Origin of the sequence: Solibacillus sp. FSL W8-0474, from assembly GCF_038004065.1 — a bacterium.
In the GTDB taxonomy this organism is placed as follows: domain Bacteria; phylum Bacillota; class Bacilli; order Bacillales_A; family Planococcaceae; genus Solibacillus; species Solibacillus faecavium.
Genome location: NZ_JBBOQJ010000001.1, coordinates 3612498 through 3638115, shown reverse-complemented (window position 1 = coordinate 3638115; position 25618 = coordinate 3612498). Strand labels below are relative to the sequence as shown.

The window sequence follows — 25618 nt, the reverse complement described above, 5'->3', positions numbered from 1 at the left end:
TACTATGAAATTTGCAGTACTCGTTTTCCCGGGGTCTAACTGTGATATCGACATGTATCATGCGATCAAGGACGAATTAGGTGAAGAAGTAGAATATGTTTGGCATACAGCTACTAGTTTAGAAGGGTTTGATGGAGTACTCGTTCCTGGTGGCTTCTCATATGGAGACTATTTACGTTGTGGTGCAATGGCAAACCAATCAAACATTATGACAGCATTAAAGGAGTTTGCAGGACAAGGCAAACCAGTGTTAGGTGTTTGTAACGGATTTCAGATTTTAACGGAGGCAGGTCTTTTACCAGGGGCATTAATTCGTAACAAGAACCTGAAGTTCATGTGCCGTACCGTACAATTAAAAGTTGAAAATAACAACTCATTATTTACGAACCAGTATGAAGCTGGCGAAGTAATTAATATTCCAATCGCACATGGTGAAGGAAACTATTATTGTGACGAGGAAACTTTGGTAGAACTTAAAGCAAATAACCAAATCGCATTCACATACGAAGGTGAAAATCCAAACGGTTCTTTAGCGGATATCGCAGGAATCATTAACAAAGAAGGCAACGTATTAGGGATGATGCCGCATCCAGAGCGTGCAGCAAACGAAATCGTTGGTGGCGCAGACGGTCTGAAATTATTTAAATCAATTGTGAAGCAGTGGAGGGAACAACATGTCAACAACTAAATTTGAGCCATCACCAGAGCAGATTAAAGAACAACGTCTATATGCGGACATGGGTATGACAGATGCAGAATTTGACTTAGCGATCGAAAAATTAGGACGCATTCCAAACTGGACAGAGACAGGTCTTTTCTCAGTTATGTGGTCTGAACATTGCTCTTATAAAAAATCAAAGCCTGTATTGCGTAAATTCCCTACAAAAGGTCCTCAAGTTTTACAAGGTCCTGGTGAAGGTGCAGGAATAGTTGATATCGGTGATGAACAAGCGGTTGTATTCAAAATGGAATCACATAACCATCCATCTGCAATTGAACCATACCAAGGCGCAGCAACTGGTGTAGGCGGAATTATCCGTGACGTTTTCTCAATGGGTGCACGTCCGATTGCGATGCTGAACTCTTTACGTTTTGGTGAATTAAAGTCAGCGCGCGGTAAATATTTATTTGAAGAAGTTGTTGCTGGTATCGCGGGTTATGGTAACTGTATCGGTATCCCGACTGTAGGCGGCGAAATTGGTTTTGATCCTTGTTATGAAGGAAATCCGCTAGTAAACGCAATGTGTGTAGGGTTAATTGACCATAAGGATATCCAAAAAGGCGTTGCTGCAGGTGTAGGAAATACTGTAATGTACGTTGGTGCGAAAACTGGTCGTGACGGTATTCACGGTGCAACATTCTCTTCTGAAGAATTGACAGAAGATACTGAAGAAAGTCGTTCAGCAGTACAAGTTGGGGACCCATTCATGGAAAAATTACTTCTTGAAGCTTGTTTGGAAGTTGTTAAATCCGATGCATTAGTAGGTATTCAGGATATGGGTGCAGCCGGTCTTACTTCATCCTCAGCAGAGATGGCTTCTAAAGCTGGTACTGGTGTAGAGATGAACCTGGACTTAGTTCCTCAACGCGAAACAAACATGACGGCTTACGAAATGATGTTATCTGAATCTCAAGAGCGTATGTTAATCGTTGTAAAGGCAGGTCGTGAAGAAGAAATTAAAGCAATCTTTGATAAATATGATTTAGATGCAGTAGCGGTAGGTCGTGTAACAGACGATAAAATGCTGCGCCTTATCCACAACGGTGAAGTAGTAGCAGAAGTACTTGCTGATGCACTTGCTGAAGATGCACCAGTGTACAATATGCCAGATGCTGAACCAGCTTACTTTGCTGAGTATCAAGCAATGGAAAATGCAGAACCTAAAGTAGTAGATTACAAGGAAACATTAACTGCTTTATTAAAAGCACCAACAATCGCTTCTAAAGAGTGGGTATATGATCAATATGACTATCAAGTTCGTACAAATACAGTAGTAGCACCTGGATCGGATGCAGCAGTATTACGTGTACGTGGTACAAACAAAGGATTAGCGATGACAACTGACTGTAACTCTCGCTACATTTATTTAGATCCAACAACGGGCGGTAAAATCGCAGTTGCTGAAGCAGCACGTAATATCGTATGTTCTGGTGGACAACCACTTGCAATTACTGACTGCCTGAACTTTGGTAACCCGGAGAGACCGGAAATTTTCTGGCAAATTCAAAAATCAGCAGATGGAATCGCAGAAGCTTGTTTAGCACTTGATGCACCGGTTATCGGCGGTAATGTATCGATGTATAACGAACGTTCAGGTGAAGCGGTTTATCCAACACCGACAATCGGTATGGTCGGATTAGTAAAGGATTTAGCACATGTAACGACACAGGAAGTGAAAGCTGCCGGTGATATTGTGTACTTAATTGGTGAAACGAAAACTGAGTTCGGTGGGTCGGAACTACAAAAGTTAGTTGAAGGTGGTATTTCAGGTAAAGCACCATCAATTGATTTAACTGTAGAAGCAGCTCGTCAAAAAGCAATTTTAGAGGCAATTCAAGCAGGACTTGTACAATCTGCACATGACGTTTCTGAAGGTGGCGTTGCCGTTGCCTTAGCTGAAAAAACGTTTGCTGCTAATGGTCTAGGTTTGGATGTTGCTTTGACTGGTTCTGCAACGACAGCTCTATTTGCAGAGTCACAATCTCGCTTTGTTTTAACGGTAAAAGAGGAAAATACAGCTGCATTTGAAGCATTTGTAAAAGATGCAACAAAAATTGGGTCGGTAACAGCTGACGCAACGATTAAAATTAACGGTGAAACTGGCTTACTTGTTGAAGGTACTGTGGAGGAATTCCGTTCTGCTTGGAAAGGAGCAATCCCATGCTTGCTGAAATCAGAGGCTTAAACGAAGAATGTGGCGTATTTGGCATTTGGGGCAACCAAGATGCAGCCCACTTAAGTTATTACGGTTTACACGCATTGCAACATCGTGGTCAGGAGGGAGCTGGTATCGTCACAACAGACGGTAATCAGCTTCAGGCTGTACGTGGTGAAGGTCTTGTAAATGACGTATTCAATGAAGATAAGTTACGTAAAGTTGTAGGGCATGCAGCAATTGCGCATGTACGTTACGCAACTGCAGGCGGGAAAGGGCTGGAAAATGTTCAGCCATTATTGTTCCGGTCTTCAACAGGCTCACTAGCGATTGCACATAATGGTAACTTGGTGAATGCCACACATTTAAAGCAGTTTTTAGAGCGCTCTGGTAGTATTTTTAATTCTACATCTGATACAGAAGTAGTAGTTCATTTAATAAAAAAATCAAAGCATTCACCTTTCCGAGCGAAAGTAAAGGAAGCTTTATCTTTATTAAAAGGAGCATTTTCAATAATTTTACTGACAAATGATCAGATGATTGTGGCAAGAGACCGTAATGGTTTACGTCCGCTTTCATTAGGCAAGCTGGGCGATGCATACGTTGTGGCTTCTGAAACTTGCGCATTTGACTTAATAGGTGCGGAATACATTCGTGAAGTAGAGCCGGGAGAACTGTTGATTATTTCGAATAATGGTCTTGAAGTAGATAGCTATGTCGAAAAAGATAAACGAACTATGTGTGCAATGGAATATGTGTATCTAGCACGTCCCGATTCTAATATTGATGATGTAAATGTTCATATGGCACGTAAACGTATGGGGAAAGAGCTGGCTAAAGAATGTGCCCATATTGAAGCAGATGTTATTACAGGGGTACCTGATTCATCTATTTCAGCGGCAATTGGCTTTTCTGAAGAAAGCGGAATTCCATATGAGCTTGGATTGATTAAGAACAGATATGTTGGACGTACATTTATCCAGCCTACTCAGGAATTACGTGAGCGCGGTGTAAAGATGAAACTTTCACCTGTCGTACAAGTTGTTAAAGGCAAGCGTGTCATAATGGTTGACGATTCTATCGTACGCGGTACAACATCTAAACGTATTGTTCGCATGTTAAAAGAAGCGGGTGCAGCTGAAGTACATGTCGTAATCTCTTCACCACCGATGACAGATCCATGCTATTACGGTATTGATACATCGACTCATGAAGAGCTCATTGCATCGAACCATAGTGTCGAGGGAATTCGTGAAGCAATTGAGGCAGATTCCCTCACGTTTTTATCCTTAGAGGGAATGGTACGTGCAACAAATCGTCCGTTTGAAGATGAAAATGGGGGTCTTTGCTTAGCATGCTTTACAGGGAAATATCCGACAGAAATTTTCCCTGATACAGTATTGCCGCATGAAAAAGACTGTTAGAAATCAAGGAGGAGCATGGCATTATGTCAAAAGCATATGAGCAAGCAGGCGTTAATATAGAAGCAGGATATGAAGCAGTTAAGCGTATGAAGTCACATGTAGAGCGTACGAATCGTTTAGGTGTGATGGGGACATTCGGTGGTTTTGGCGGTATGTTCGATTTATCTGCACTGAACTTAAAAGAACCGGTTCTTATTTCAGGGACAGACGGGGTTGGGACAAAGCTAAAGCTGGCATTCATGGTTGATAAGCACGATACAATCGGTGTTGACTGTGTGGCAATGTGTGTAAATGATATTGTGGCCCAAGGTGCAGAGCCGCTTTATTTCCTCGACTATGTCGCTGTAGGAAAAGCAGTACCAGAAAAAATTGAGCAAATTGTTAAAGGGGTAGCAGACGGTTGTGTTCAGTCTGGTGCAGCTTTAATCGGTGGAGAGACTGCTGAAATGCCAGGGCTATATGAAGAGGACGAATATGACTTGGCTGGGTTTGCTGTAGGTGCCTGTGAGAAAGCAGATATCATTACAGGCGAGAAAATTACAGAAGGTGACGTATTAATTGGTCTAGCATCTAGTGGTGTACATTCAAATGGTTATTCATTAGTACGTAAAATTGTATTTGCAGATAATAATTTTGCGGTAGACGCTGTTGTTGAAGGCTATGAAGATCTTGGTCCAATCGGAGAAGCACTTTTAGTTCCTACAAAGTTATATGCAAAGCCTGTATTAGCGGCACTTAAATCTGCAGATGTACATGGCTGTGCACATGTTACAGGTGGAGGCTTCTATGAAAACCTACCACGTATGATGCCTGCAGGTTTAGCAACGCAAATTGACCTAGGTACTTGGCCGGTATTACGTATCTTTGATTTCTTGAAAGAAAAAGGTGCATTAGCGGACAAAGATTTATATAACGTGTTTAATATGGGGATTGGTTTTGTCATTGCCGTACCAGCAAGTGAAGCAGAAAAAGTAATCGCTGCAGTAGAGGCAGAAGATGAAAAAGCTTACAAAATCGGTCATGTTATAAAAGGGGAAGGCGTTATTTTCAACGGTGAGCATGACGGGAGTTTAGTGTAATGACAACGAAAATTGCCGTTTTTGCATCAGGAAGTGGTAGTAATTTTCAAGCGCTTGCTGAAAGTATTGCTAACGGAAAACTTAATGCCGAAATCGAGCTTGTTGTAACAGACAAGCCTGGTGCCTACGTTGTCAAACGTGCACAAAGTTTAAATATTCCAGTAGTAGAGTTAGCCCCAAAAAGCTTTGAAGATAAAGCTGCCTATGAAGCAAAAATTGTTGAATTACTAAAAGAAAAAGAGATTGAATGGGTCATTTTAGCGGGCTATATGCGCCTGATTGGTGAAACGCTTTTATCGGCTTATGAAAATCGCATTATTAATATCCATCCATCCTTACTGCCATCATTTCCAGGAAAAGATGCTATAGGTCAAGCGATGGAGCACGGTGTGAAAATTACCGGCGTTACCGTACACTACGTAGATGCGGGAATGGATACAGGTAAAATTATTGCACAGGGTGCCGTTGATGTTGTAGAGGGTGACCGCGAAGCAACAGAAAATCGTATCCATAAATTAGAACATTTACTTTATACAAAAACATTACAACAGTTATTTGAATCGTAATTTCGCATGGGCCGCTCCCGTGAGGGCACTGCTCACCGAAAAAAAAGAAAAATTGGAGGACCTAATCGTGACGAAACGTGCACTTATTAGTGTTTCAGATAAAAATGGTATTTTAGAATTTGCAAAAGAATTAGTAGCACTTGGCTATGAAGTACTTTCAACTGGAGGTACAAAAAAATTACTACAAGAAAACAATGTACCAGTTACAGCAGTTGATGAAGTAACAAAGTTTCCAGAGATTTTGGATGGGCGTGTAAAAACGTTAAACCCTATGATTCACGGCGGTCTTCTTGGTAAATTTGATGAGCCAAGTCATGTTGCACAAATGGAAGAACACGGCATTGAGCCAATCGAAATTGTTTGTGTAAACCTTTATCCATTCGTAGAAACGATTTCAAAGCCGAATGTTACTTGGGATGATGCGATAGAAAATATCGATATCGGAGGTCCAACAATGCTGCGTTCAGCAGCGAAAAATCATGATTATGTAACAGTAATCGTAGATAGCAATGACTATATTGCAGTACTTGAAGAATTAAAGGCAGATGGTAAAACAACATTAGAAACACGTCGTCGTTTAGCAGCAAAAGTTTTCCGTCATACTGCTGCATATGATTCTTATATTTCAAATCATTTAACAACAGCAATCGGGGAAGAGTTCCCTGAAAACTTAACGTTAACTTATGAACTAAAGCAAACATTACGCTATGGTGAAAACCCTCACCAAAAGGCTGCTTTCTATGCAAAACGCCTTGGTTCGGATTTCTCGATTGCCTACGCGACACAATTGCACGGAAAAGAATTGTCATACAATAATATTCAGGACGCAAATGCTGCACTTCAAATTGTAAAAGAGTTTGAGATGCCGGCTGCTGTAGCTGTGAAGCATATGAACCCATGTGGTGTTGGTACAGGTGAAACAATCGAAGAAGCATTTAATAAAGCATATGAGGCAGATTCAACTTCAATTTTCGGTGGCATTATTGCATTAAATAAAGAAGTGGACGAAGCAACTGCTGAAAAATTATCAGGTATTTTCCTAGAAATCATTATTGCACCTTCATTCTCTAAAGAAGCACTCCATATTTTAACGCAAAAGAAAAATATTCGCTTAGTAACAATTGATTTTGCACAAGAGAAGCAGGACCAATTCAATGTTGTAGCGGTTGAAGGTGGTTTACTCGTTCAGGAACCAGACCGTTTCGGCTTTGGAGAAGCAGTTATTAAAGTCGTTACAGACCGTGAACCGACAGAGGAAGAATGGGAAGCATTAAAGCTTGGATGGTCAGTAGTAAAGCATGTAAAATCCAATGCGATTGTTGTTACGGACAAGCAAATGACGTTAGGTGTAGGCGCGGGGCAAATGAACCGTGTTGGAGCAGCTAAAATTGCATTTGAACAAGCTGGTGAAAAAGCACAAGGCGCGGCATTGGCATCGGACGCATTTTTCCCAATGGGAGATACAGTAGAAGCAGCAGCAAAAGCTGGCATCAAGGCAATCATTCAACCAGGCGGCTCGATTAAAGACCAAGAATCCATCGATGCGGCAAACAAGTATGGTATCGCAATGGTATTTACAGGTGTACGTCATTTCAAACACTAATTAGTATCTTTATGTTAAAAACATTATATTCCTTTTAATTTTAGTAGAGAAAACTGCGGATTTTCGTTATAATAGAATAAAGTTTCGCTAATGTTCTGGCCGGACGTTAGCAGAAGCGTTTGCAAATGCTTTATTTATTCTTCTTTCTGGCTGGGAGAGGGATGAATAAGACGATTGAGCGATTCTTGGCCGGGTCCTCATCGTAAAATAATTTATTAATAATGCATCGACTTTGGTCGGGAGATGCATTGTTAATAATAAAATGATCATTAATTGTAACAAGCACAGCACTACTTTTGGTCGGGTATCGCAGTGCGAATGACCATTAATGAAAAACGCTCGCCTAAAATTTGGCGGGCGTTTTTTTATATAATTTTTTAACTTCAAGCTCATTAATTTCCGTTTCAGTGGACGCTTTCTGCGGGCAAAGCCTCAGCCTGGAGTTTCAGGCGTTGGTGCTCCTACGGTTACTCGACGCAGAATTATTTTTGCTCCAGCGGTTACTCGTCGCAGAATTATTTTTGCTCCAGCGGTTACTCATCGCAAAATACTAGTTATACCTAATAAACTAAACTATTCATTTTAAAGGAGAGCTCATCATGAACATTCTTGTAATTGGTAGTGGCGGTCGTGAACATGCAATCGCTAAACAATTTAACAACGCACCATCTGTAGAAAAGGTTTTCGTAGCACCAGGAAATGATGGAATGAGGCAGGATGCAGAAGTCATTGCAATTGATGCATTAGATTTTGCGGCACTTGCAAAGTTCGCCAAAGAAAATGATATCGCTCTAACTTTTGTAGGACCGGAACAGCCATTGGCAGAAGGAATTGTCGATTACTTCAATGAGAGAGGCTTAGTTATTTTCGGTCCAACTAAGGCCGCAGCAAAAATTGAAGGCTCTAAGTCTTATGCAAAAGACATTATGAACAACTATCAAATTCCGACAGCTGCACACGAAACGTTTACAGAAGCAGATAAAGCAGTTGCCTACATTAAAAAGCAAGGCGTCCCAATTGTTATTAAAGCAGATGGTTTAGCAGCTGGAAAAGGTGTTATTGTAGCGATGGAAGAACAGGAAGCAATTGAAGCAGTTGAGGATATGATCGGCAACCAGCGCTTTGGTGATTCATCGTCGCGCGTAGTGATTGAAGAGTACTTGGATGGCGAAGAATTCAGCTTTATGAGCTTCGTACATAAAGGGCAAATTTATCCAATGGTCATTGCACAAGATCATAAACGCGCATATGATGGCGACCGAGGTCCGAATACCGGGGGAATGGGTGCTTATTCACCGGTCCCACAAATATCTGAGGATGTAGTAAAGGTTGCTTATGATACAATCGTTCAACCGACAGTACAAGCAATGGAGACAGAAGGCGTATCGTTTACAGGTATTTTGTATGCAGGGTTAATTTTAACAGCAAAAGGTCCAAAGGTTATCGAATTTAATGCACGCTTTGGTGACCCGGAAACACAAGTTGTTCTTCCCCGTATGGCATCTGACTTTGGTGAATTTATGATTAGCTTAATGAATGAAAAGCCGTTTGAGTTAAAGTGGAAAGATGAAGCAATGTTAGGGGTTGTAATAGCTGCTGAAGGCTATCCGGGTGATGTAGAAAAAGGAAATGCATTACCAGAGCTATCCGATATTGACTTGCCAGTGTTCCATGCAGGTACAAAATTTGAAGAAGGTCAATTTGTTGGCAATGGTGGGCGAGTGCTTTTAGTTGCTGCTGAAGCCGCAACATTAAAAGAAGCGCAGGAAAAAGTCTATACAGAGCTCGCGAAAAAGCAATGGTCAAACTTCTTCTTCCGTCAGGATATTGGTTGGAGAACATTTAAATAATAATAGAGCTGTGCTAATGGTCAAATAGACTTTTAACACAGCTTTTTTTTCGGGCTTATTTTAAGGGTTAATCATTAACTGGCATCATTTCATTCATTTGTTCGGAATTGGCCATTGCAACTACTGGACAGTATTGATAATAACCTTCTGCAACCTTCATCGAACCAGCAAGAATCATCATACGTCCTACTGTACATTGAGGCTTACGTGCAATTCTGCCGACACCGAATGCAGTCATTGCTACACCACACATCATACGTACAAAAGCATTTGTTTCAGAAATATTAGGGTTTAACATTAATAGCTCCTCCTTTTATTAGAAAATTTAAAAAATTATTCTGGAAACACTTTGCTTTATAAAAGTGCTATGATACGATTAATTCACAAAAGGAATATTGTAGCAAAAGCCTACATAAAGCAAAATATAATAGATTTAGTATGGTTTTTTTTAATAAAAAGATACTAAATTTTTGGAGGGAGTGTTTAAAATGCCAGAAATAAACTGGAAATTAAATAATATTCGAAAGCATGTAGGTATCATTGATGGGCATTACGCTCCAAACCTAGTTTTAAAGAACGCAAAATATTTGCATAGTATACTTAAAACCTGGGTGTCCGGTAATATTTGGATTAGTGATGACCGTATCGTTTATGTCGGAAATCAAATGCCTGCAAACCTTAATGGAACGGAAGTTATAGATTTATCAGGAAAGATTGTTGTACCGGGTTATATTGAGCCTCATGTACATCCATTTCAATTATATAATCCTCATAGTTTTGCAGAATTTAGCGCACAATCAGGAACGACAGCATTTATATCAGATAATATGACATTTGTCTCTTTATTTGAAAATAAGAAAGCGTTTTCTTTGATGGACGAGCTTGCAAAATTACCGTTCTCGTTTTATTGGTGGAGCCGCTTTGATTCACAAACAGAGCTTGAGAATGAAGGGGAGCTTTATTCGAATGCCTCGGTAATGGAATGGCTGGAACGTCATGACGTAGTGCTTGGTGGAGAACTTACGGGATGGCCTCGGGTAATGCACGGGGATAATCAAATGCTGTACTGGATTCAAAATGCCAAGCATAAAGGGAAAAAGATTGAAGGACATTTACCAGGTGCTTCAGAAAAAACATTAGCAAAAATGAGATTATTCGGTGTAGATGGTGATCACGAATCAATGACAATAGAAGACATTGAAGCGCGATTACTTCATGGCTATGCCGTTACACTCCGCTATTCGTCAATTCGTCCTGATTTACCTCAACTTTTAAAAGCAGTCGTGGATAAAGGCTATGAAATATTTGATCATTTAATGATGACGACAGACGGCTCTACACCAAGCTTCCATGAAGATGGTGTAATAGATAAATGTATTCGTGCGGCACTTGAAGCCGGGGTACGTCCGGTAGACGCATATAATATGGCAAGTTATAATGTAGCACGTTATTATAATATGACGAATTTACATGGACTCATTGCTACAGGACGCTATGCAAGTTTAAATGTACTAACAGATGAATATTCACCTACACCGGAATCGGTACTTTCAAAAGGTGTATGGTTAAAGCGTAATCATCAAGATATGAAGGCATTTCCATCCGTGGACTTGTCCGTTTTTGAGAGTTTGGAAATAGATTTTGACTTACATGAGTCTGATTTTCAGTTTTCGATGCCTATAGGAATTGAAATGGTCAATGATGTAATTACAAAGCCATATAGTATAAAAAATCATGGACATAATATTTCGTTAACTACAGAGCATGATGAAAGCTTTTTAATGCTCGTTGACCGTAAAGGAAAATGGCGCATTAATACAATGATTAAAGGCTTTGCAACACATGTAAAAGGTTTTGCCTCCTCTTATTCTAATACGGGGGATATTATCTTAATTGGAAAATCGATGCATGATATGCAGCACGCATTTAAAGAGTTAAAGAAAATGCATGGCGGCATAGTGCTTGTTGAAGATGGACAAGTTGTGACGAAATTACCGCTACAATTATCTGGTGCTGTGTATGATGGCGCAGTGGAAGACTTGATTCCGCTTGAGCTTGCATTAAAAAGCGCATTAAAAAAACGCGGTTATAGTCATTCAGATGCGATTTATACGTTACTATTTTTACAATCAACGCATTTACCATATATTCGAATTACAACGCGTGGCATTTTTGATGTCATGAAAAATACGGTCATGTTACCAGCTGTGATGAGATAGATAAAATGAGGGGAGTTTGCAGGATGAAGCGCAGTATATTGATATTAGCGATGTTAAGTATGACCGTGATTACAGGGTGTTCCAATAAAGAACAGGCGGAGGAAGAACCGGTAGTTGAAATAGAAGAGCAGCAGGTGGAGGAAAAGGAAGATATTATTGTGGCCGGTGCAGAAGTACTGCCTTTTGTAACACCATTTACGGGTGAGAGAGTAGCGGAAGAAGTGACAATGCGCCCCATTCTTGCAACGATTAATAACCATCCGCAGGCACGTCCACAATCAGGCTTAGCGCAGGCAGATGTTGTGTACGAGATGTTGGCAGAAGGGGATGTGACACGTTTTTTAGCGCTTTATCAATCCGAAATCCCTGAATCGATCGGACCAATCCGTAGTGCCCGTTCGTACTTCATTGATATTGCCAATGGATTAGATGCCTTTTATATTGCGCATGGTTACAGTCCAGAAGCAAAATCAATGCTTGAACGTAAGGTTGTAGAAAATATTAACGGAATGCATTATGATGGGACTTATTTTAAACGTTCTTCTGCACGCAAAGCACCTCACAACTCTTATATATCCGGTGAAAACGTTCGTGCAGGAGCAGAAAAAGTAGGCGCTTCATTACTTTATCAGAAAAAAGTATCATATCCATTCTATGAAGCTGAAGATAATGTTAAAATAGGAACAACGGCTAATGAAGTATGGATGAAGTATAATAATAGTGGTTCATTTAATAGTCAGTATGTATATAATGCAGACTCAAATCGGTATACGAGATATTCAGCAAATACGGAAACAATCGATTATGAAACAAATGAATCTATCGAATTAGCTAATATATTATTTTTTGAAATGCCGCACCGCATTATTGATAATGCAGGAAGACGTGATATTACAATTACTGGTGGAGGCAACGCGTACGTAGCCCAAGCGGGAGTGGTACGGGAAGTTAAGTGGAAAAACGCAGATGGTTTGTTAATCGCTATTGAGGAAGATGGCTCTGAAGTAAAGTTAGTACAAGGGAAGACATGGGTACATTTCGTACCATCATCTCCAGGATTAGCAACATCTGTTATATATTCAGAGTAGAAAGGAAATGATGGGCTAAATGCAAATTGAAAAAATTCGCGGTCATCAAACAGAACAGCTATTTAAAGCGGTCCTGGAATTAAAAGATATCGAGGAATGCTATAAGTTTTTTGATGATTTATGCACGATCAGTGAAATCCAATCATTAGCACAGCGTTTCGAGGTTGCGCATTTATTACGTTTAAAGAAGACGTATGAAACAATTAAAAAGGAAACAGGTGCTTCGACAGCAACGATTTCCCGTGTACGCCGTTGCTTTGATTATGGAAATGACACTTATGATGAGATGTTGGGACGTCTTTATCCTGATGAAAAACCATTTACACCAAAGTGATTATGCGATTATGCTAAGATGAATGTTTAAATATGAGTAGCTTAAAGACTGAGTAGATTTTCTCACTCAGTCTTTTATTATTTTTTATACATTCGTTATACTATTAGATAGTCGTAAATAATAAGAACTGACTTAAAATATAAATTATAAGAAATTAAAAGAATAGGTGGAAGCGAGAATGGATTACTTAAATTGGCGTCACGTATTTAAATTAGACCCTGCGAAGGAAATTTCAGATGAGGCGTTAGAGCTAATTTGCGAATCAGGTACAGATGTAATTTTGGTAGGCGGTACAGATGGGGTGACCCTTGATGGAGTACTGGACTTATTAGTACGGGTCCGTCGTTTTTCCGTGCCGATTGCGCTTGAAATTTCAAATGTTGATAGTATTAGTCCGGGCTATGACTATTATTTCATCCCGTCTGTTTTAAATAGTCGTGATACAAAATGGGTGAAGGATTTACATCATGAAGCTATTAAAGAATACGGCGATGTTTTAATTTGGGAAGAGCTTGTTGCAGAGGGCTATTGTGTATTAAATCCGGATTGTAAAGTAGCACAAGTGACAAATGCCAAAACGGATTTAACGGTAGAAGATGTAGTGGCTTATGCAAGAATGGCCGAAAACTACTTTAAATTACCTATTTTCTATTTAGAATATAGTGGCGCATATGGCGATATTGAAATGGTAAAAGCTACAGCAGAAGTATTAGATAAAACAAAGCTATTTTATGGCGGTGGTATTACCTCTGTCGAGCAGGCAAAGGAAATGGCTGCACATGCACATACAGTAATTGTAGGCAACATTATTTATGACGACTTAAAAGCTGCATTAAAAACTGTACAAGCAGTGAAAAGCATCGTGAAGTAATATATAATAGGAACAAACGTTCTTTAGATAGGAAGGTGCAAACATGGAGCACATAGCAAAAAATTTAATTGCCGGTATGAATCCGCAGCAAGCAGAAGCGGTCAAAACAACAGAAGGTCCACTCCTTATTATGGCAGGAGCAGGATCAGGAAAAACACGTGTCCTAACACATCGTATCGCGTATTTAGTCGTAGAGCGTGAAGTATATCCGTCAAAAATTTTGGCCATTACATTTACGAATAAAGCAGCCCGTGAAATGCGTGATCGAATCGATGGGATTTTAGGGACAGGTACGACAGAAAGTATGTGGGTATCAACATTCCACTCAATGTGTGTGCGTATTTTGCGTCGTAATATCGACCGTATTGGCTATTCAAAAAGTTTCTCTATTTTAGATAGCTCTGATCAGCTGACAGTAATAAAAAATATATTGAAGCAAGATAATATCGACCCGAAAAAGTACGATCCGCGTGCAATATTAAATACGATTAGTTCGGCAAAAAACGAATGTATTACAGTAGATGGTTTTGAAGCGAATATGAATCCGCATAATCCATTTGAAAAGATTGCTGCACAAGTGTACAAAGGCTATCAAAAACGCTTAAAACAAAATCAAAGCCTCGACTTTGATGATTTAATCATGCTTACGATTCGTTTATTTAAAGAAGCGCCGGATGTACTGGAATTCTATCAAAATAAATTCCAGTACATTCACGTGGATGAGTATCAGGATACCAACAAATCGCAATATTTGTTGGTTCAAATGTTGGCTAAGAAGTTCCGTAACATTTGTGTTGTAGGGGATTCGGATCAATCGATTTATCGCTGGCGCGGTGCGGATATTACAAATATTCTTTCGTTTGAAAAGGATTATAAAGAAGCTAAAGTAATAATGCTTGAGCAAAATTACCGTTCGACGAAGCATATTTTACAAGCTGCAAACAGCGTTATTGAGAAAAATAAAGACCGCTATAAAAAAGTACTGCGAACAGATAATCCTGAAGGTGAAAAAATTCAGCTGTATAAAGCAGGTAATGAGCAGGATGAGGCTCAATATGTTGTACGAACGATTCAAAAGCTCATGAAAGATGAGAATTATAAGCTGGACGATTTTGCGATTTTATACCGAACAAATGCCCAATCACGTGTTATGGAGGATGTACTCGTAAAATCAAATATGAACTATCAAATTGTTGGCGGTACAAAGTTCTATGATCGAAAAGAAATTAAAGATTTACTGGCATACTTACGTTTAATTGCAAACAATGATGATGACTTATCACTGGCAAGAATTATTAATGAACCAAAACGTGCGATTGGTGCGACTTCATTTGATAAAATGCTTGTCTATGCGATGGAACGCGATCGTTCGATTTTCGATGCGATGGGTGAGCTTGTATTTATGGGGCTTTCAGGGAAGGCAGCCACATCTGCTGAAAATTTCTATAATATGATACGTTCGTTAAGTAAACGTCAACAAGAATTATCGGTAACGGAAATTGTAGAAGAAGTGCTTGAAAAATCAGGTTACCGTCAAATGCTGAAGGCTGAAAAATCAATTGAAGCGGAAAGCCGACTGGAAAATATTGAAGAGTTTTTAACCGTAACACAGGCATTCGAGGCGCGCAGCGAAGATCAGTCATTAGTAGCATTTTTAACGGATCTTGCACTTATTGCTGATATTGATTCTTTAGATGAAGAAGAAAAGGCAAAAGGAACGATTATTTTAATGACGATGCATGCCGCAAAAGGGTTGGAATTTCCCGTTGTCTTTATTATTGGGTTGGAGGAAAATATATTCCCGCACTCTCGCTCATTGGAAAGTGAAGATGAAATGGCCGAGGAAAGACGTTTAATGTATGTTGGAGCGACTCGGGCGGAACAGCGCCTTTACTTATCTTGTGCAGGATCCCGTACGATATTCGGCCGTACAGGCTACAATGCACCGTCACGTTTTTTACGCGAAATTGATGAAAATGTGTTAGAGCAAGTTTCAAAAGCAAATACTACATCATATCGTGATGATTCATTACCGTTTAAATCGAACCGTTATGACCGTATGCCGAAGCGTTCATTAGGAAGTGTGCAGGCACCTGCTTCACAAACATCACGCTTAAATTCTACAGGTGGCGATAAGTTTAATTGGCAAGTTGGAGACAAAGCATCCCACGGTAAATGGGGTGTAGGTATGGTCGTTAGCGTAAAAGGTGAGGGAGACAGCATGGAGCTGGATATTGCGTTCCCGGCACCAACTGGCATAAAGCGTTTACTTGCAAAATTTGCGCCGATTACGAAAGCTTAGGAGGAACATTTGATGAATGAAATAGAACAAAGAATTGCGGAATTGAACACGCTTCTTCATGAGTATGGCTATGCGTATTATGTACTGGATAAACCGGTAGTAGAAGATAGTGTATATGATCAGCTTTTACATGAACTTATCGCCTTAGAAGAAGCAAATCCGGAATTTATTTATCCTGATTCTCCTACTCAGCGTGTTGGCGGCATGGTATTGGAAGGCTTTAAAAAGGTAACCCATGAAACAGCAATGCTTAGTTTATCGAATGCTTTCAATGAAGAAGATTTACGTGATTTCGACCGAAAGATTGAGCAGGCAATCGGTAAAAATTATTCTTATGTATGTGAGCTGAAAATAGATGGTTTGGCCATATCTCTGCGCTATGAAAACGGGGTATTTGTACAAGGCGCTACACGTGGTGACGGGACAGTTGGTGAAGATATTACAGCCAACCTAAAAACAATCCGTGCCATTCCTTTACGTTTAAATGAACCAGTAACATTAGAAGTGCGCGGCGAGGCCTATATGCCGAAAAAATCTTTTGAGAAACTAAATGAACGTCGTGCTGAAAAGGGAGAAGAGCTATTTGCAAACCCTCGGAACGCGGCAGCTGGTTCGTTACGTCAATTAGATCCGAAGATTGCCGCTAGCAGAAATTTATCGACGTTTATATATGCAGTTGGCGGGGACGGAGAAAGCTATGGCATCGACGGACATTGGGAAATGCTCAAGTATTTGGAGGAGCTAGGTTTTCCATCAAATAAAGAGCGGGAGTATTGCGAAACTATTGACGACGTTTTAGCGTTTATAGAAAAGTGGACAGAAGCACGCCCGAATTTATCGTATGAAATTGATGGCATCGTCATCAAAGTAAATCGCTATGCCCACCAAGATGAACTTGGCTTTACGGCAAAATCGCCACGCTGGGCAATTGCCTATAAATTCCCGGCAGAAGAAGTGGTAACAAAATTATTGGATATTGAACTAACGGTAGGTCGCACGGGTGTCATTACTCCAACAGCGATTTTAACACCGGTACTTGTTGCAGGAACTACTGTAAGCCGAGCATCATTGCACAATGAAGACCTGATCCGCGAAAAGGACATTAGAATTGATGATACGGTCATTGTACGAAAAGCAGGAGATATCATTCCGCAAATTGTAGGGGTCGTTTTAGAGCAGCGCCCGGATGACGCTGTACCGTATAAAATGCCTACTCATTGCCCTGCGTGTGATGAAGAAGTTGTACGCATTGATACTGATGTAGCATTGCGCTGCGTGAATCCACAATGTCCGGCACAAATCGCGGAAGGCGTGAAGCATTTCGTTTCCCGTAATGCAATGAATATCGACGGGTTAGGCGAAAAAGTTGTAGAACAGCTGCTTCGTGAAGGTTATATCGAGGATGTTGCTGGTTTATATGAATTGACAGTCGAGCAACTAATTCAGCTAGAGCGTATGGGGCAAAAATCTGCAACGAATTTAGTGGAGGCACTACTGCAGTCGAAGGATAATTCCCTGGAGCGATTACTGTTTGGTCTTGGTATACGTCATGTAGGCGAAAAGGCAGCCAAAATTTTAGCTGCACATTTCGAAACGATGGATGCTTTAATGCATGCCAAAGAAGAGGAATTGAAGGATATTCATGAAATTGGTGATAAAATGGCCGAATCCATCGTAGCCTATTTTGCGAATGAGTCCGTGCAACAGCTAATCGAGCGCTTAAAGGAATTTGGACTCAATATGTCCTTTAAAGGTAAGAAGGTTGTTGTAGAAGCAGGGGCAAATCCTTTTGCAGGGAAAACAATTGTGCTGACAGGAAAACTTCAACAATTGACACGTAACGAAGCAAAGGTGAAAATAGAACAGTTAGGTGGAACGGTTGCAGGGAGTGTAAGTAAAAAAACAGACCTTGTAATCGTTGGTGAAGATGCTGGCTCAAAGCTCGAAAAGGCTCAAAGCTTAGGCATAGAAATTTGGGATGAAGTGCGCCTAATCGAACAATTAATATAGTAAAGGGGACTTGTTCTCATGAAACGATATCGCTGGATACCTGCGATAATTGCAACTGTACTGTTATCAGCGTGTGCGCCAAACCTTACACCTGATACAGAGCTGACACAAGAATCAGACTCGGATCAAGCTGTTGAAACAACGATTATCCCGAATATGCAAATTACCGATAAATTTTATCGTATATTAATTCCTTATAAGGAAAGCGCAAGTCGAGGATTGGTCGTTTCAAATATTTATACGAAATATGATATGAAAGAAGTCGAAACAGGCTTAATGCGTATTTCACAAAATCACTTTGATACGGAAAAATACTATTTTCAAGAAGGACAATACTTAGACGAAACAACGTTGAAATACTGGTTGGCACGACCAAACCAAACGGAGGATAAAGGGCCTGAATACCAAGGGTTAAATCCTTCAAGTATTGATGAAAAAACTGGTGAGGAGATGGATCCTACTGTTAAAGCGACAGAAGCACCAGTGTATTTAGCACATATTATCGAACAGAATTATTTAACAAAAACAGATGACAATAAAGTGAAATTGGGCGGTGTATCGATTGGTTTAGCGCTCAATTCAATTTACTATTATCAAAAGGAACAGTACGGTGAGTATTTCGAGCAGAAGATTCCGGATGATGAGTTGGAAGCAGCAGGTAAAAAGATTGCACAGGAAGTAGTCAATCGTTTGCGTGCACGTACAGAACTAGCCGATGTACCGATTGTGATTGCCTTATTTAAACAGGCAGAGCGAAATGCGATTGTACCAGGCACATACACAGACTATAATTTTGTCGACAAAGGTACAACTGCTCTGGGGGATTGGGAAGGAATCGATGAAAGATATGTAACGTTCCCGATGAGTTCACCAGAGGATATTTACCGTGATCTTAATAAAAAATTCCAAGACTTTAAACAGGATGTCGATAAATACTTCTCTAATTTCACGAGTGTATTTGCAACCGGCTTTTATCAGAACAAAAAAATCCAGAAGCTTGATATCGAAATTCCGATTCAGTTTTACGGCACAGCCGAAATTACTGGTTTTACCCAATATTTATCCGGCCTAATGCTCACTCACTTACCACTTGATCTGTATATTTCTGTAAGTATAACGTCAGTTAATGGTCCAGAAGTGTTAATTATTAAAGAACCGAATAATGATGAGCCATTTATTCATATTTATGAGTAAAATTCAACGAAGAATACCATACTTTTAAAAGTGTGGTATTTTCATTTTTGTATAAAAAATCCACTTTGTTACTTTAATGCGTTAATTTGGCGGAAAATCGTCCAAAGGAATGGATTGTTTGCTCGATTTTTTCGCAAAGCTGTGATTTTTATTAGGAAAAATGGTATCATTATGGGCATGGTTTATGTAGAATCAGCGGGTGTCCGAAACAATCACTGACTCCACATATAGCCCCGGCAGATAATCAAGATTTTTAGTTTTTCGAACGTATTCAAAAACTCTGACACATATGCCGAGGCATATTTGATTCGATACTTTGGAGGTGTAATAAATGGCAAAAATATCAAAAGAAGAAGTAAAACACGTAGCGCACTTAGCTCGCCTTGCAATCACAGAAGAGGAAGCAGAGAAATTTGCTGAACAACTTGGAAAGATCACTGATTTTGCAGAGCAGTTAAATGAATTAGATACAACAAATGTAGAGCCGACTTCACATGTTTTACCTTTAGTGAACGTACTTCGTGAGGACGTAGCAAAAGAAGGCTTACCTCTTGAAAAAGTAATGCTAAACGTAAAAGAACAAGAAGCAGGTCAAATTAAAGTACCATCAATTATGGAGTAATAGGAGGAACCACTCGCATGACAGTATTTGAGCGCACATCAGCACAATTACAAGAAAGCTTAAAGTCGGGTGAACTTACAATTGCGGAATTAACAAAAGAAGCATTTGACCGCATTGAAAAGTTAGACGGCGATGTACAAGCATTCTTAGCATTAAATAAAGAACAAGCAACTGCTAAAGCGGCAGAATTAGATAAAGTTCCTTTTGAGGAGCGCGGACCATTATTCGGTATGCCTATCGGAGTTAAGGATAATATCGTGACAGAAGGTTTAGAGACAACTTGTGCTTCTAAAATCCTGGAAGGTTTTATGCCAATTTACGATGCAACAATCGTGAAAAAATTACGCGATGCCGGTATGGTAACAGTCGGTAAATTAAACATGGACGAATTCGCAATGGGTTCTTCAAACGAAAACTCGGCGTATAAAACAACAAAAAACCCATGGAATCTTTCGCACGTACCAGGTGGTTCTTCAGGTGCATCTGCAGCAGCAGTAGCAGCAGGCGAAGTCCCATTCTCACTTGGTTCTGATACAGGTGGATCAATCCGTCAACCAGCAGCCTACTGTGGTGTTGTAGGAATGAAACCTACATATGGTCGTGTATCACGCTTTGGTTTAGTTGCATTCGCATCTTCATTAGATCAAATCGGACCAATTACACGTAATGTAACAGACAACGCATTATTACTTGAAGCAATCTCAGGTGTAGATGAAATGGATTCTACTTCTGCAGATGTGCCAGTACCGAATTATGCAGCAAGTTTAGATGGTAACATTAAAGGTTTAAAAATCGCTGTACCAAAAGAATTCCTTGGAGAAGGCGTTGGCGAAGCAGCAAAACAATCAGTTCTTGATGCACTGGAAGTATTAAAAGGTCTAGGCGCAACAGTAGAAGAGGTATCTTTACCGCACTCTAAATACGCGTTAGCAGCTTACTACATTCTTTCATCATCTGAAGCTTCTTCTAACCTTTCACGTTTTGATGGTATTCGTTACGGTTACCGTTCAGAAAACGCTAAAAACTTATTAGAGCTATATAAACAATCTCGTGCTGAAGGTTTCGGCGACGAAGTAAAACGTCGTATCATGCTTGGTACGTATTCATTATCAGCAGGTACGTATGATGCATACTACAAAAAAGCACAACAAGCACGTACATTAATTAAAGCAGATTACGACAAAGTATTCGAAAACTATGACGTAATTATTGGACCTACAGCGCCAACACCTGCATTCGCAATCGGTGCTAACATAGATGATCCGATGACAATGTACGCAAACGATATCTTAACAATTCCAATTAACTTAGCGGGTGTACCAGCAATTTCAATCCCATGTGGTTTTGAAAATGACTTACCACTAGGGTTACAAATTATCGGTAAACACTTCGATGAAGAAACACTTTACCGCGTAGCATATGCTTACGAGCAAAATACAGACTTTAACACAAAAACTCCAGCACTATGGGAGGTAAAATAAGATGAACTTTGAAACAGTCATTGGTTTAGAAATTCACGTTGAATTAAAAACGAATTCTAAAATTTTCTCGGCTTCCCCAAACCATTTCGGTGCAGAGCCAAACACAAATACGTCGGTAATTGATCTTGGGTACCCAGGTGTTTTGCCAGTATTAAATAAACAAGTAGTGGACTATGCAATTCGTGCTTCTTTAGCATTAAACATGGAGATCGAACAAGAAACTAAATTCGACCGCAAAAACTACTTCTATCCGGATAATCCGAAAGCTTACCAAATTTCACAATTTGATAAGCCAATCGGTAAAAACGGGTGGGTTGAAATCGAAATTCCTGCTAAAGGCGATACGCCGGGCTACAAAAAGAAAATCGGTATTACACGTCTTCACATGGAAGAAGATGCAGGTAAATTAACACACGCTGATGGTTATTCTTTAGTAGACTTAAATCGTCAAGGAACACCTCTTGTTGAGATTGTTTCTGAGCCAGATATCCGCACTCCGGATGAAGCATATGCATACCTTGAAAAAGTGAAGTCAATTATTCAATATTCAGGTGTATCAGATGTACGTATGGAAGAAGGTTCATTACGTTGTGATGCGAACATTTCGATCCGTCCATATGGTCAGGAAGAGTTCGGTACAAAAACAGAGCTTAAAAACTTAAACTCATTTAACTTCGTACGTCGTGGTTTAGAGCACGAGGAAGTTCGTCAGGCAGAAGTACTAATGGCTGGTGGCATTATTGAACAAGAGACGCGCCGCTTCGATGAAAAGACAGGTAAAACGATTTTAATGCGTGTAAAAGAAGGTACGGATGATTACCGTTACTTCCCGGAACCAGACTTAGTACGTCTTTCTATTTCTGATGAGTGGGTAGAGCGTATCCGTCAGTCAATTCCTGAATTACCGGATGCTCGTAAATCACGTTACGTTTCTGAATTAGGCTTAACAGATTATGATGCAAACGTACTTGTTGTTAATAAAGAGATTTCTGATTTCTTTGATGCAACTGTAACAGCAGGAGCAGATGCAAAATTAGCAGCCAATTGGTTAATGGGTGACGTTTCTGCATACTTAAACTCAGAGCAAAAAGAGCTGAAAGATACTGCTTTAACACCAGAAAACTTAGCTGGTATGGTGAAATTAATTACGGACGGCACAATTTCTTCTAAAATCGCGAAAAAAGTATTCACTGAATTAGTTACTAACGGTGGCGATGCAGCGAAAATCGTAAAGGAAAAAGGCTTAGTTCAAATTTCTGATCCAGAAGTAATTCGAGGCTTCGTAACAACTGTTCTTGATAATGATGCAAAATCCGTAGCTGATTTCTTAGGCGGCAACGAACGTGCGATTAAAGCACTTTTAGGCCAAATTATGAAAGCTTCTAAAGGTCAGGCAAATCCTCAATTAACAAATCAAATTTTAATGGAAGAAATTAATAAACGATAATTTCTTCGTGTGAACGACAGTCTATTATAAATAGACTGTCGTTTTTTTATAGGAATTCACTTGATAAATTATAATCATAAGCTAATAATTGGAAATATAAAAAGTGAGGAAGAGGGAGGGATTTATCATGGAAAAGATCTGGTGTGTTGGACCAATTCAAATTGTACGAGAACATCAAATAGAACTGGAACATTATGCGGTTGTTGAAGGAAGAAAAATTGTCCGGTTTTGTAAAAAAAACGACTTACCTGAACAGATTGAACTTGTGGAAACAAAGGCTACTTATAAATTAATGCCAGGGATGATTGACCAGCATATCCACGGAATGTCCGGTGCAGATGTAATGGACGGAACGAAAAGTAGTCTTAATACGATTAGTAAAGCACTTGCCAAGCATGGTGTGACTAGTTTTTTGGCAACTACAATGACAGCCGCAGTAAATCAAATTGAACATGCTTTACGAACGATTGCCGATACGGGAAGTTCAGTAGAGGGTGCCAAAATCGCAGGAATTCATCTAGAAGGTCCATTTATTAATCCGATTCAAAAGGGAGCACAGTCTGATCAATATATTATAAAGCCCTCTGCTGAAATTTTTGAAAAACTAAATACAACTTCACAAAAACAAATAAAGCTCATAACCTTTGCAGCGGAACTGGATGAAGGGGAAAAGCTAGCATCATACTTGAAAAATAATGACATTGTAGCATCCATCGGACACTCTAATGCGAAGTATGCTGAAACAAAGGTCTTATTGGAGCAACAGCTAATTCAAAATGCTACTCATTTTTGCAATGGAATGAGGCCAATCCATCACCGTGAGCCAGGTCTGCAAGTCGCTTTATTGCAAAGTGACAGTAAGCTAGAGATTATTGCGGACGGAATACATATTGATCCAGATATGATCCGCTTTATTTTTGATACGATTGGTGAAGACCGGATGATATTAATATCAGATAGTATGAGGGCGACTGAATTAGCAGATGGCATTTATGATCTAGGTGGACAGCAAGTTCGTGTAGAGAATGGATTGTGTAAACTCGTCGAAAGTGATGCGCTTGCAGGAAGTACACTTAATTTAAATAAGGCAAGAAAAAACATGAAAGAATGGTTGCAACTATCAGACTTGACGCTGGCTAAACTGACGGCAACAAATAGTGCAAAACTGTTAGGGTTATATGAACATAAAGGTTCAATCGAAATTGGAAAAGATGCTGATTTTTATATAATAAATGAACAAGAGGATGTTGTAATGACGGTTTCAGAAGGAAAAGTAATTTTTGAGAATCTAAAGGGGGAGTCCGAGTGAATTTTATTAAAGGGGATGCTATACGTAATGACTTACAGCTAAAAAGGAGCTTTTTTAATTTGGCTGATGAAACGTTTGGTCTTAAATTTGAACAATGGGATGAGCTTGGTTATTGGAACGATACATATTGTCCCTATGCCTTTGAAGTGGATGGTGAAATAGCTTCAAATGTATCAACAAGTATGGGATTGATGGTTTTAGATGGCAAACAGTATAAAGCTGTTCAAATAGGGACTGTCATGACAAATCCAAAATTCCAAGGGAAGGGATTATCACGGCGGCTAATGGAAAAGGTAATGGAGGATCATGCAAATGCCAATATACTTTACTTATTTGCAAATAAGTCAGTATTAGGTTTTTATCCGAAGTTTGGATTTGAAATGCGTACCCAATCTACTTTTACATTGGATAAAAAAGATCTTGTATCCAATGAAACGGAAATAAAAAAAATTAACATGGATGATAATATCGAAAGAAAGTTATTTTACAATACGACGATGAACCGTGTACCAATTAGCCAAAAAATGAGTATGGTTCAAAATGAAAGTATTGTTATGTTCCATGCGTTGACACAATATCGGGAATATATCTACTATGTTCCAAAGTTCCAGGTATATGTCATTTTAAAAGAATCAGCTCAGCATGTTGAGGTAATTGATGTAATTTCTAAAGAACCTTTTGATTTGTTGGAATTGTTGGAAAGCCTACCGATTAAAACCTCTAAAATTAAACTGTGCTTTACGCCGGATGATTTAAAAATTCCTGTTGTACAGGAATTGTTCATAGATGAGGGAGCCATGTTTGTAAAAAATCAAATTGATGTCGACTATCCGAATAATTTACTGTATCCATATAGTGGTTTAGCATAATAAATGGAGGTTCGGAAATGTTATCCGGACCTCCATTTTGGTGTGCCGGGCATGTTTGTCAACTAGGTGATGAAAGTTCACTGTGGGCGTCAGGATATGCGAACCACTAGCTGAAGACAAGGGTGTCCGTGGCGACGCGGAATCTGAAGGAAGTCGTAGGCAAAATCTTGGTCTGAGGAATACGAATCGCATGAGGTTGATTTTTCTGGATAAGGTTGCCAAACAAACTGAAGTCCCAAATATCCTCGGAAGATGAATCAATAGATGCGGCAGATAGATGAGAGGAAAGTGGGCAGACTTACCCCGGGAGATCTGATGAATACCCGAAGAGGAACCTGTGCAGTGATGTACAACTGAATCGTCAGAAGTCAGCAGAAGCCATAGTACCAGTAATGGGAAGGGCTGAACGAAAGGAGTGAACGTGTATAAGGGTATTACATGCGAATGAAGACACAGAACTGAAAAGTCTATCCT

20 protein-coding genes are annotated in these 25618 nt (G+C 39.7%); 19 read left to right on the top strand and 1 reads right to left on the bottom strand.

Going from position 1 to position 25618, the window contains the following annotated elements; genetic code table 11:
• Positions 1–4 precede the first annotated feature (4 nt).
• From purQ to purD, 7 genes are all read left to right on the top strand, one after another.
• A complete protein-coding gene (gene purQ / locus NYE67_RS18420) occupies positions 5–688 on the top strand; it encodes a phosphoribosylformylglycinamidine synthase subunit PurQ (protein WP_340730757.1) in 684 nt (227 codons plus the stop codon).
• Complete coding sequence (gene purL / locus NYE67_RS18415) at positions 675–2906, top strand: phosphoribosylformylglycinamidine synthase subunit PurL (protein WP_340726329.1); 2232 nt, start codon at positions 675–677, stop codon at positions 2904–2906. The genes purQ and purL overlap by 14 nt, the downstream gene beginning before the upstream one ends.
• A complete protein-coding gene (gene purF / locus NYE67_RS18410; RefSeq protein WP_340730756.1) occupies positions 2882–4300 on the top strand; it encodes an amidophosphoribosyltransferase in 1419 nt (472 codons plus the stop codon). The genes purL and purF overlap by 25 nt, the downstream gene beginning before the upstream one ends.
• 23 nt (positions 4301–4323) lie before the next feature.
• Positions 4324–5379, top strand: coding sequence for a phosphoribosylformylglycinamidine cyclo-ligase (gene purM / locus NYE67_RS18405; protein ID WP_340730755.1), 1056 nt, complete (start codon positions 4324–4326; stop codon positions 5377–5379).
• A complete protein-coding gene (gene purN / locus NYE67_RS18400; protein WP_340730754.1) occupies positions 5379–5945 on the top strand; it encodes a phosphoribosylglycinamide formyltransferase in 567 nt (188 codons plus the stop codon). The genes purM and purN overlap by 1 nt, the downstream gene beginning before the upstream one ends.
• A gap of 67 nt (positions 5946–6012) precedes the next feature.
• Positions 6013–7548 (top strand): bifunctional phosphoribosylaminoimidazolecarboxamide formyltransferase/IMP cyclohydrolase, encoded by a 1536-nt coding sequence (gene purH, locus NYE67_RS18395; RefSeq protein WP_340730753.1) that lies wholly within the window; start codon positions 6013–6015, stop codon positions 7546–7548.
• A gap of 599 nt (positions 7549–8147) precedes the next feature.
• Positions 8148–9398 carry a phosphoribosylamine--glycine ligase gene (gene purD / locus NYE67_RS18390; RefSeq protein WP_340730752.1) on the top strand — a complete coding sequence of 417 codons (1251 nt, stop codon included), beginning with the start codon at positions 8148–8150 and terminating at the stop codon, positions 9396–9398.
• Between the two features lie 67 nt (positions 9399–9465).
• Here purD and NYE67_RS18385 read toward each other — a convergent pair whose 3' ends face one another.
• Positions 9466–9696, bottom strand: a complete 231-nt coding sequence (locus NYE67_RS18385) for a YgaP-like transmembrane domain (protein ID WP_191704898.1) — start codon at positions 9694–9696, stop codon at positions 9466–9468.
• Positions 9697–9886: 190 nt separating this feature from the next.
• Between NYE67_RS18385 and NYE67_RS18380 the strand changes: the two genes are divergently transcribed.
• From NYE67_RS18380 to NYE67_RS18325, 12 genes are all read left to right on the top strand, one after another.
• Complete coding sequence (locus tag NYE67_RS18380; RefSeq protein ID WP_340730751.1) at positions 9887–11617, top strand: adenine deaminase C-terminal domain-containing protein; 1731 nt, start codon at positions 9887–9889, stop codon at positions 11615–11617.
• A 23-nt stretch (positions 11618–11640) separates the two neighbouring features.
• Positions 11641–12705: a DUF3048 domain-containing protein gene (locus NYE67_RS18375; RefSeq protein ID WP_340730750.1), complete on the top strand. Its 1065-nt coding sequence runs from the start codon at positions 11641–11643 to the stop codon at positions 12703–12705.
• A 19-nt stretch (positions 12706–12724) separates the two neighbouring features.
• On the top strand, positions 12725–13039 hold the full coding sequence (locus NYE67_RS18370) for a YerC/YecD family TrpR-related protein (RefSeq protein ID WP_191700886.1): 315 nt from the start codon (positions 12725–12727) through the stop codon (positions 13037–13039).
• Positions 13040–13217: 178 nt separating this feature from the next.
• Positions 13218–13910, top strand: coding sequence for a heptaprenylglyceryl phosphate synthase (locus tag NYE67_RS18365; protein ID WP_340730749.1), 693 nt, complete (start codon positions 13218–13220; stop codon positions 13908–13910).
• Positions 13911–13953: 43 nt separating this feature from the next.
• Positions 13954–16212 (top strand): DNA helicase PcrA, encoded by a 2259-nt coding sequence (gene pcrA / locus NYE67_RS18360; protein WP_191700888.1) that lies wholly within the window; start codon positions 13954–13956, stop codon positions 16210–16212.
• A 12-nt stretch (positions 16213–16224) separates the two neighbouring features.
• On the top strand, positions 16225–18222 hold the full coding sequence (ligA, locus tag NYE67_RS18355; RefSeq protein WP_340730748.1) for an NAD-dependent DNA ligase LigA: 1998 nt from the start codon (positions 16225–16227) through the stop codon (positions 18220–18222).
• An 18-nt stretch (positions 18223–18240) separates the two neighbouring features.
• Positions 18241–19416, top strand: coding sequence for a CamS family sex pheromone protein (locus NYE67_RS18350; protein ID WP_340730747.1), 1176 nt, complete (start codon positions 18241–18243; stop codon positions 19414–19416).
• A 331-nt stretch (positions 19417–19747) separates the two neighbouring features.
• Complete coding sequence (gene gatC, locus NYE67_RS18345) at positions 19748–20038, top strand: Asp-tRNA(Asn)/Glu-tRNA(Gln) amidotransferase subunit GatC (protein ID WP_008408705.1); 291 nt, start codon at positions 19748–19750, stop codon at positions 20036–20038.
• A gap of 17 nt (positions 20039–20055) precedes the next feature.
• Positions 20056–21519 carry an Asp-tRNA(Asn)/Glu-tRNA(Gln) amidotransferase subunit GatA gene (gene gatA, locus NYE67_RS18340; RefSeq protein WP_340726317.1) on the top strand — a complete coding sequence of 488 codons (1464 nt, stop codon included), beginning with the start codon at positions 20056–20058 and terminating at the stop codon, positions 21517–21519.
• A 1-nt stretch (position 21520) separates the two neighbouring features.
• Positions 21521–22966 carry an Asp-tRNA(Asn)/Glu-tRNA(Gln) amidotransferase subunit GatB gene (gene gatB / locus NYE67_RS18335; protein ID WP_340726316.1) on the top strand — a complete coding sequence of 482 codons (1446 nt, stop codon included), beginning with the start codon at positions 21521–21523 and terminating at the stop codon, positions 22964–22966.
• Positions 22967–23093: 127 nt separating this feature from the next.
• Positions 23094–24275 carry an N-acetylglucosamine-6-phosphate deacetylase gene (gene nagA, locus NYE67_RS18330; protein WP_340726315.1) on the top strand — a complete coding sequence of 394 codons (1182 nt, stop codon included), beginning with the start codon at positions 23094–23096 and terminating at the stop codon, positions 24273–24275.
• Positions 24272–25144, top strand: a complete 873-nt coding sequence (locus NYE67_RS18325; RefSeq protein WP_340726314.1) for a GNAT family N-acetyltransferase — start codon at positions 24272–24274, stop codon at positions 25142–25144. The genes nagA and NYE67_RS18325 overlap by 4 nt, the downstream gene beginning before the upstream one ends.
• The last annotated feature ends 474 nt before the right edge of the window (positions 25145–25618 follow it).

Coding starts and splice junctions, on each gene's coding strand:
- NYE67_RS18350 (WP_340730747.1), top strand. CDS start 18,241: ATGAAACGATATCGCTGGATACCTGCGATAATTGCAACTGTACTGTTA.
- purN (WP_340730754.1), top strand. CDS start 5,379: ATGACAACGAAAATTGCCGTTTTTGCATCAGGAAGTGGTAGTAATTTT.
- purD (WP_340730752.1), top strand. CDS start 8,148: ATGAACATTCTTGTAATTGGTAGTGGCGGTCGTGAACATGCAATCGCT.
- gatB (WP_340726316.1), top strand. CDS start 21,521: ATGAACTTTGAAACAGTCATTGGTTTAGAAATTCACGTTGAATTAAAA.
- purL (WP_340726329.1), top strand. CDS start 675: ATGTCAACAACTAAATTTGAGCCATCACCAGAGCAGATTAAAGAACAA.
- NYE67_RS18365 (WP_340730749.1), top strand. CDS start 13,218: ATGGATTACTTAAATTGGCGTCACGTATTTAAATTAGACCCTGCGAAG.
- NYE67_RS18380 (WP_340730751.1), top strand. CDS start 9,887: ATGCCAGAAATAAACTGGAAATTAAATAATATTCGAAAGCATGTAGGT.
- nagA (WP_340726315.1), top strand. CDS start 23,094: ATGGAAAAGATCTGGTGTGTTGGACCAATTCAAATTGTACGAGAACAT.
- NYE67_RS18385 (WP_191704898.1), bottom strand. CDS start 9,696: ATGTTAAACCCTAATATTTCTGAAACAAATGCTTTTGTACGTATGATG.
- gatC (WP_008408705.1), top strand. CDS start 19,748: ATGGCAAAAATATCAAAAGAAGAAGTAAAACACGTAGCGCACTTAGCT.
- purQ (WP_340730757.1), top strand. CDS start 5: ATGAAATTTGCAGTACTCGTTTTCCCGGGGTCTAACTGTGATATCGAC.
- pcrA (WP_191700888.1), top strand. CDS start 13,954: ATGGAGCACATAGCAAAAAATTTAATTGCCGGTATGAATCCGCAGCAA.
- purM (WP_340730755.1), top strand. CDS start 4,324: ATGTCAAAAGCATATGAGCAAGCAGGCGTTAATATAGAAGCAGGATAT.
- ligA (WP_340730748.1), top strand. CDS start 16,225: ATGAATGAAATAGAACAAAGAATTGCGGAATTGAACACGCTTCTTCAT.
- NYE67_RS18370 (WP_191700886.1), top strand. CDS start 12,725: ATGCAAATTGAAAAAATTCGCGGTCATCAAACAGAACAGCTATTTAAA.
- NYE67_RS18375 (WP_340730750.1), top strand. CDS start 11,641: ATGAAGCGCAGTATATTGATATTAGCGATGTTAAGTATGACCGTGATT.
- gatA (WP_340726317.1), top strand. CDS start 20,056: ATGACAGTATTTGAGCGCACATCAGCACAATTACAAGAAAGCTTAAAG.
- purF (WP_340730756.1), top strand. CDS start 2,882: ATGCTTGCTGAAATCAGAGGCTTAAACGAAGAATGTGGCGTATTTGGC.